The organism is Roseinatronobacter sp. NSM, assembly GCF_052379845.1.
Lineage (GTDB): Bacteria > Pseudomonadota > Alphaproteobacteria > Rhodobacterales > Rhodobacteraceae > Roseinatronobacter.
In genome coordinates this window covers 38,731-45,377 of the sequence record NZ_JBQTCF010000033.1, presented here as the reverse complement: position 1 = coordinate 45,377, position 6,647 = coordinate 38,731, and the positions used below count along the sequence as shown (strand labels likewise).

13 protein-coding genes are annotated in these 6,647 nt (G+C 60.4%); all 13 read right to left on the bottom strand.

Features of this window, described 5'->3' with window-relative positions:
* A partial coding sequence (locus tag ACTZWY_RS16225; protein ID WP_444791751.1) for a DUF3164 family protein occupies positions 1-290 on the bottom strand: 290 nt, incomplete at its 3' end.
* Positions 290-490 (bottom strand): hypothetical protein, encoded by a 201-nt coding sequence (locus ACTZWY_RS16220; protein WP_444791750.1) that lies wholly within the window; start codon positions 488-490, stop codon positions 290-292. The genes ACTZWY_RS16220 and ACTZWY_RS16225, both read right to left, overlap by 1 nt.
* Entirely contained in the window at positions 480-758 is a 279-nt protein-coding gene (locus ACTZWY_RS16215) for a hypothetical protein (RefSeq protein WP_444791749.1), read from the bottom strand. Before ACTZWY_RS16215 ends, ACTZWY_RS16220 begins: the two co-directional genes overlap by 11 nt.
* The gene (locus tag ACTZWY_RS16210; RefSeq protein ID WP_444791748.1) at positions 745-1,125 is read right to left on the bottom strand and encodes a hypothetical protein; all 381 of its coding nucleotides are present in this window, start codon (positions 1,123-1,125) and stop codon (positions 745-747) included. The genes ACTZWY_RS16215 and ACTZWY_RS16210 overlap by 14 nt, the downstream gene beginning before the upstream one ends.
* Positions 1,122-1,685: a hypothetical protein gene (locus ACTZWY_RS16205; RefSeq protein WP_444791747.1), complete on the bottom strand. Its 564-nt coding sequence runs from the start codon at positions 1,683-1,685 to the stop codon at positions 1,122-1,124. Before ACTZWY_RS16205 ends, ACTZWY_RS16210 begins: the two co-directional genes overlap by 4 nt.
* Positions 1,682-2,425: an AAA family ATPase gene (locus ACTZWY_RS16200; protein WP_444791746.1), complete on the bottom strand. Its 744-nt coding sequence runs from the start codon at positions 2,423-2,425 to the stop codon at positions 1,682-1,684. Before ACTZWY_RS16200 ends, ACTZWY_RS16205 begins: the two co-directional genes overlap by 4 nt.
* Positions 2,426-2,484: 59 nt before the next feature.
* Positions 2,485-4,590: a transposase domain-containing protein gene (locus ACTZWY_RS16195; protein ID WP_444791745.1), complete on the bottom strand. Its 2,106-nt coding sequence runs from the start codon at positions 4,588-4,590 to the stop codon at positions 2,485-2,487.
* Positions 4,587-5,519: a ParB/RepB/Spo0J family partition protein gene (locus ACTZWY_RS16190; RefSeq protein ID WP_444791744.1), complete on the bottom strand. Its 933-nt coding sequence runs from the start codon at positions 5,517-5,519 to the stop codon at positions 4,587-4,589. Before ACTZWY_RS16190 ends, ACTZWY_RS16195 begins: the two co-directional genes overlap by 4 nt.
* Positions 5,516-5,743 (bottom strand): hypothetical protein, encoded by a 228-nt coding sequence (locus tag ACTZWY_RS16185; RefSeq protein WP_444791743.1) that lies wholly within the window; start codon positions 5,741-5,743, stop codon positions 5,516-5,518. The genes ACTZWY_RS16190 and ACTZWY_RS16185 overlap by 4 nt, the downstream gene beginning before the upstream one ends.
* Positions 5,744-5,746: 3 nt before the next feature.
* Positions 5,747-6,013, bottom strand: coding sequence for a hypothetical protein (locus tag ACTZWY_RS16180; protein WP_444791742.1), 267 nt, complete (start codon positions 6,011-6,013; stop codon positions 5,747-5,749).
* Positions 6,013-6,222, bottom strand: coding sequence for a hypothetical protein (locus ACTZWY_RS16175; protein WP_444791741.1), 210 nt, complete (start codon positions 6,220-6,222; stop codon positions 6,013-6,015). Before ACTZWY_RS16175 ends, ACTZWY_RS16180 begins: the two co-directional genes overlap by 1 nt.
* Entirely contained in the window at positions 6,219-6,341 is a 123-nt protein-coding gene (locus ACTZWY_RS16170; RefSeq protein WP_444791740.1) for a hypothetical protein, read from the bottom strand. Before ACTZWY_RS16170 ends, ACTZWY_RS16175 begins: the two co-directional genes overlap by 4 nt.
* A complete protein-coding gene (locus ACTZWY_RS16165; RefSeq protein ID WP_444791739.1) occupies positions 6,341-6,595 on the bottom strand; it encodes a hypothetical protein in 255 nt (84 codons plus the stop codon). Before ACTZWY_RS16165 ends, ACTZWY_RS16170 begins: the two co-directional genes overlap by 1 nt.
* Between the last annotated feature and the right edge of the window lie 52 nt (positions 6,596-6,647).

Below are 6,647 nucleotides of genomic sequence, written 5' to 3'. Positions count from 1 at the left end.
CTCATGAAGGTCTTGTTGCCTTTGGCACCGCCCTTGGTGACACCATATTCTTGGCCGAGCAGTGCTTCCAGCGCGCCAAGGTCTTCGAACGTATGGCCCTTGAACCGTGCAACTTGCTCGGACAGGTCTACGGCGTAGCTCATGATCTTGCGCACAGTCTCATCTTCCAGCTGTGTCGCGGGCGCGATCAGTTCGACGGGGACGAGATTGCCCTTGGTGTCGGGCATGTAGGTTTTCCCGCCCACTTCAACGCGGCCGTCGGGGATTGGCATAGGGGTATGCTCAGACATCAGTCAGTTCCTTTTGAAAGAGTTTTCGGGGTAAGAAGTTCATCGGGCAGTGCGCCCGACAAGGCGAGTACAGCCGCCATCGCGGCCAGTTCGTCGCAGGTCACAAGCGTGGTGCCGCGCATCCCCAGAAGGTCAACCTTCAGCACTCCGCGCGCAGCCAACCGCAACATCTCGGCCTCTGTCCAGCGGTCAATGGGCATAGCCACCTCCGCGCGCCCGATCGATCATCGCTTTGGCCTGCATTGTTGCCCGCATCTGGCTTCGCGCGAAACGCGCATCGGTGCGGAAACGAGCAAGGTTTTGTTCGAATGAAGCATCATCTTCAAGCGCCGCTGCCCCGATAATCCGGGCGGCGACAATCAGGATTGCAGCTGCCATTTCGTGCTCCTGCGCGCGATGGGTCAGTTCAGCGATCTGATGCTGCGCCAGCAACTCGTCGAATGCCCGCGCTGGCTTACTTTCCGGCATCTTTGTCTCCTTTCCTGAACCTTGGACAGCGCTGACAGGCGCGGTACATCCGCACCCGCAGGCTGTTGGAGGACTGGAACCGCCGCGCTTTGGCCATCCAGCCATGGCACTCATGCAAGGGCAGTGCACCCAACTCAGGACACCGCACTGTCTCAGCCATGAAATGCCCGCGAAACAACTCCTCAATCCGCGCCAGATCGCCGGGGTATTTGTTCCGCAGCACCTGACTGACCAAGGCGGCAGAGCGATCAAGGCGCAGTGCCACCTTGTTCTGACTGCTGGCTGCACATTGCAGGGCAAGGCGCTCCACCCAATCAGGCAAGGCATCGCCCCAGGCGTCGCGGGCAACCTCTAACGGCCCACTCATTGGCCACCTGCCATATGCGTGAATTCGCAAAGGTTATCATCGTAGACGGCGCGCACCCGGCGTTCACGGGGCGGCAATGGTCCCGTGTTGCGCATCAACCGATAGGCCGCTTCGCGCCGTCCGGGAACCGCCTTGCGCTCGACCTTCAGATATCCGGCGCGCGCCAGCATCTGGCAGTATTCCTGTGCCGCAGGCAGGGCCACATGACATGTTGGCGTATTCGAATGCGCGGCGATATCGGTGGGCGTGAAGACGCGCAACCCGCGCATCGCCCGCCACATGTTCCCTGCCGCAGTTTCGTGCCGCATTGCGGTACCGTCCCGCCGTGCCGCGACCGGACGTTCGTCTTGCCTGACGCGAAACCCTTGACGATTGCCAATCCTGCCTATCCGCATCACGGCATTGCGCGCCTCCCAACTGCGCACCAGACTGGTTGTATTTCTTATGCCGATACCCGTCTCTGCCGAGATATCCTGATAGGTGAATTCGCCTTTGCGCAGGGCTACGTTCCATGCCAGCGTTGCCTGCGCTTCGTTGCGCTGGGTGACCCGACCACTCATGCCACATTCCTCCGGGGCGCGGGGGCTGCACCGGTGAAAAACTGACGTGCATCCCAGTCGCCAACACCCATCTCATCGCGCCCCAGGATTTTGGCGCGCTCGGCCACTTTGGCGATATTGACACTGATCCGCCGGATGGAATGATGCGAGTGTTTCAGGATAGCCTCGCAAAGTGCCCGATCAAACCGCACACTGGGCGCATAGATCGGCAATAGCTTCTCCACATCGTCGATCGTGCCAGGTTCCGCCGCCACCCAGTCAAGCATGCGGCCATGGACGCGCTCCCATTCCTTCAGCTTCTGGGGCAACAATTCCTCGCCGATCAGGATTACCGGTGCCTGTGATCCCTCATAGATATCGCGCACGATCTCGATCATTTTGCGCGCGACCAGATGGTCGGCCTCATCGATCAGCAGCGGCGCACCGGTGATCGCCAGATGCTCGGATATCTGATCCACCATGTCCCCGATACTGCGCGCAGGCCGGACAGCCATCTCGCCCAGGACGGCCTCACAAAACTTCTTTTTCGACCATGCTGATTTGACCTGAACCTGAAATGCCTGAAACCGGTTCTCCGCATACACGGCTGCCGTGCTTTTGCCGAAACCCGAAGGTCCATAAAAGCAGGCCATTCCCGGCAGACCAAGTGCCCTGTTCTGCACGCGGTCTATCAATGCGACCAGTGCGGCTACATTCCGCAGCGGTGCGACGCTATTGTAAAGCTGCCTCTCGTCTGTCATCTTAATCTCCATTCTACCGCTCTGCCGCCGGTGGGCGTTGCACCGCCCCCGGCGGTTCTTCATCCGAGGTAGGAAGCCCCGAAATCTTCCATCATCTTCTTGTGCGCCCGATAATCGGACGTCTGGGAATACATCATCAGGAAACGCTCCTGCTCTGGCGCAAGCGCCTCACCGGCATCGCGCTTCGCCTCCAGCTCCAGCGCCCGCTTAAAGCGCTCGATATCACTCTCGCTCTGGTCATTTGGTTTCGCGCGGCGTGTCTGCAGATCCGCCACCACTGCAGCCTGTGCCGCCGACAGATCAGCGCGCGGGGCCTCCGGATCAGCGCCGCGCCGCTTTTCAAAGACGGGCCGCACGATCTTGGCCTCGACCGCAGGGGCTGCATCAGGTAGGGGTGCCGCATCCAGATCAGCCCCCAGATCACGCGCCTTCAGCTTGCGATGTGCGGCCACGGCGACACGCTCGGCCTTGATATACGCCGCGCGATCGCGTTGCGTGCGCCGGGCTTCATCAATCGAAAGGAAGCCGCCTTTTTCGCGCGCGGGCGCATGACCAAGATAGGCGTTCTCCATGCTGTAAATATGCAGGCCATCCCAAAGGTCCGCTGGATCAAATCGCGCAATCACGCGCTTGCCTGCCAATTCATGCATCCATGCCGCCCAGTATTGGTTGCCCTGGAATTTCAGCTCACCGCTCCGGCTATCGCCGCGCAGGCCTTTGGCTCCCATCAACCACAGACGCCGCTGCGCCTCGGTTGCCTTGCGGATTGGTGCCCTCGCATAGCTCTCGTCAAACACCTCGCGGAAACTGCGCCCCCAAGCGACCTCGGAACGCCGCCCCTGTCGCAGGTTATGTTCCTGAATGCCTTCCTCGACCACACGCAGAAACTGATCCAGCGGGATAGCGCGGTTGCCGTAATTCTCGGGCTTCGCGTCGATGGTGTTGCCCGTCCAGGCCCCCTCAAAACGCGGATCGCGGCTGATCGCATCGCACATGTCACGAAACGCGCGCTCGATAGGCTTTGATTGCCCGCTATAGGGCGTCGCCCAATGCACCTTCACATCAAGCGCGACAAACAGCCCCGGAATATCATCCTCCAGAACCTTGAAACGAAACCGTGTCTGAGTGCCGCCTGTCACCAGCTTGGCGGCGAATTCCCGACCATTGTCCAGAACCACATGTTCCGGAATACCCCAATCCTCGATCATGTCGCCAGCAGCCAGCATGACGCCATTGGAATTGGCCGTCAGATCCAGCCGCCACGACAGGATTAGACCGGAATAGATATCCTGAAACGCCACCATCTGCGGGCGCACGGGCTTCGCCTCGCCGGGCCAGCGCACGAACACATCGAACTTGTGGTAATCGGCATTGACCACTTCCAGCGCCTGCAGCGCGGTTTTATCCCGTACCTGCGCCGGAAACATGCGCTTGAGCTTCTCCAGACCATAGCGCGCCAACACTTCGGTCGGGCGTGACACCTGTTCCTTGTAGCGCCGCCGCATCGTGTGCTCGGGGCTGATTGCCCAACCCTTTGACTGCGCAACACGCACGGCACGCCGGTAGCAGGTCGCAAAACTGGGCCGCGCCAGCCGAAGATAGTCGGACTTCAGCCAGTCCATGAAATCCGGATCAACCTCGTCGCGGGTCTCCTTACGCTTGGCTGCACGGTGGCGCGGGGCCAAATAAGGCAAGCGGTCATCTCGGCGCACACCTTCGATCAGTGACAACCAGTTCCAGATGCTACGCGCACTGACATCTTCCATTCGCGCAACAGCATCCACTGCCATATAACGGCCTTCCTGACCTTCCAGCGCCTCAACCGCCTGAATAATTTTCAGCCGCGTCCGCGCCTTGTCCTGAACGGCCTCCGGCAACCCCTCAAACCACTGCCATACTTCATCGCGGGCGGGCGCGGGCGCGGCACTTGGCGCGATAGCCTCACTCAACAGCTTGCGCTGTGCGCGGCTCGGCAACGCCTTCCAGTGGTATTCCCAGCCCCCACCGCGCCCCTGTCGCTTGCGCGCAAAATCAGGATGCGCACGAAGGTTGATGGACTTGATCCAGCGCTCAACGTTTTGTCGTGTGCCTGGCAGATCTGGCAGCCCGGCTTCTGCCAACTCCGATGCCGTCCACCAGATTTTCGCGGGGATAAGTTCGGTCATGCGATCCCCCGCCGCGATGTGAAGGCTGCGCTGTCATCTGCGCCACCAGCGTCATCAAGGGCCTTCTCCCAGGCTCCCAGCGCAGCGCCGTTGCCCGTCGCCTCCCAGACCTCGGACGCATGCTCAAGCAGGAAGCGCTTCTTCGCGGCCATAGGCGCGCGCAACCATGCTTTTTTCAGAGCATTGAACGCGGCTTCAACAGGGTCTTCAATAGGGGCATTCTTGTCAGCCGCATTGCGCTTCTTGCGCGCATCTGCGGCAGATTTCGCGCGCCCCTCAGAAAGTGCCGCAACCACGTCATAGCGCTCGACAGTTTCGTTGATCTTGGCAATCTCAGCCAGGTCTTTCAGTGTGACCGGCTTGGGGGCTTTCCGCAGCAGCGCAATATCGCGCGGGTCGAGGCGACCGCCTGCGGCGATCAGGCGGCGCACATGCCTATCCGACATGCCGAATTTCTCGGCGGTCGCCGCAGTGAATGCGACGGACATCGTGTCCGTCGCATCCCACCGCTTTGCCGCCAGTGCGGCACCAACAGCATGCTTGCTCTCAGGATGCAGCTTCTCATAAATCCGCTTTCGCGCAGCAAGAAACACAGCTGTATCGAGCGGGCAAAGTTCCGCCCCGGCGATATTGTCATCAATCTCCATAAGCTGCGCCCAGTCGTCGGTCACATCGGCCCAGACCTTCGCCTCTATCTCAGTCCACCCCAGCCGCTTTGCGGCCTCAAGCCGGTGCCCGCCCGCGATCAGAACCAGCTTTCCGCCCTTCTTCTGGCGCAGGTGTATGGCGTCCTTCATCACACCAGTTTCCTGAATGGACGCGATGATACTCTCGACACCCGCTTCCGAGACGGGCCGCAGCCGGTTCGATACTTCGATATCAGACACCGACACGCGGTCGATCTGCATAAGACGAGGCGTCTTCATCATTTCGGTTCCTTGATCATCGTGTAGTAAAACCGCCGCTGTCCATTCACGATCTGGGCCGCGCAGGTGATTTCAGCGCCATGCTGGCGCAGTTCTGATATGCAGGCATTCACCGCCATCACCCGCGCGCGCCGCACAATATCGCGCGTCGTATGCGGGCGTCCGTCACGCAGCAGCTGCAATACGCGCTGCAATCTGGGTGAAGTCAGGGGGGCTGCATGCATCACGGCTTACCCCGTCATCTCGCGCCCAAGCGCGTTCGCATGGGCCTTGCACGCATCGCAAAGACGGTTATGGATGCCCTGCGAATGAAACTGCGCTTCACAGCACAGACAAGGCCGCAACACGCGCTTCAGGCGTATATCGAAGGCCTCCTGCATCCGCTGCCGTTCACGTTCTGCGGCCAGTTCATTTGTCCAGAACGGGCCTACGCGCTCCCCCTCGGCGTTCAGCACAAGAAAGGCATCGCGCACCTTCTGAACCCGATATTCTGCCATCACACCCGCCCTCCGAATGCCACTCCCAGAACCTCGGCCACACTCTCCAGCGCGCCGATCTCTTCCAGATGTGCCAGATCATCAATCAGGCGGCGCGACAGATGGGTACGTGCGAACCCGGTACATGCGGGCTTGCGCAGTTGCGCAACTGTCTCGCGGACACGCCCGAAGCGCTCTTCAGCGGATAGCATGCTGTCCACCAGGCTCATGACAGCACCCCCGCTATGATCACCAGCAGGATCATTGCGCCAAAAAGGCATACCCCGCCGATCAGATCACCGATCCAGTGATCATCAAGACTGCGTAGCGCACGGATTATGCTTCGCATCACGCGATCCTCCGCTTCTTTGCGCGCGCATCGGGGCGCGGAACATCCGAAGGCCACGCAAGATCATCGGGCCAGTTGTTGTGGAACCAGTTCAGAACGCGGGTTGCAGTGGCAGTACGGCAATCTCCGCCCGCCACCAGCTTTTTGAAGAAGTCGCCCTTTTTTAGGGCGCGCATCGAGATCGCGTAATGCGTCACGCCCTGATGGGCGGCCAGCGTCTCTGCGAGGGTTATGAGGGCACTGCTCTGTGTCATGCTCATAGTTAGCCACTACAGGCCCGACAAGTCAAGCCGCTACAAGCTAACT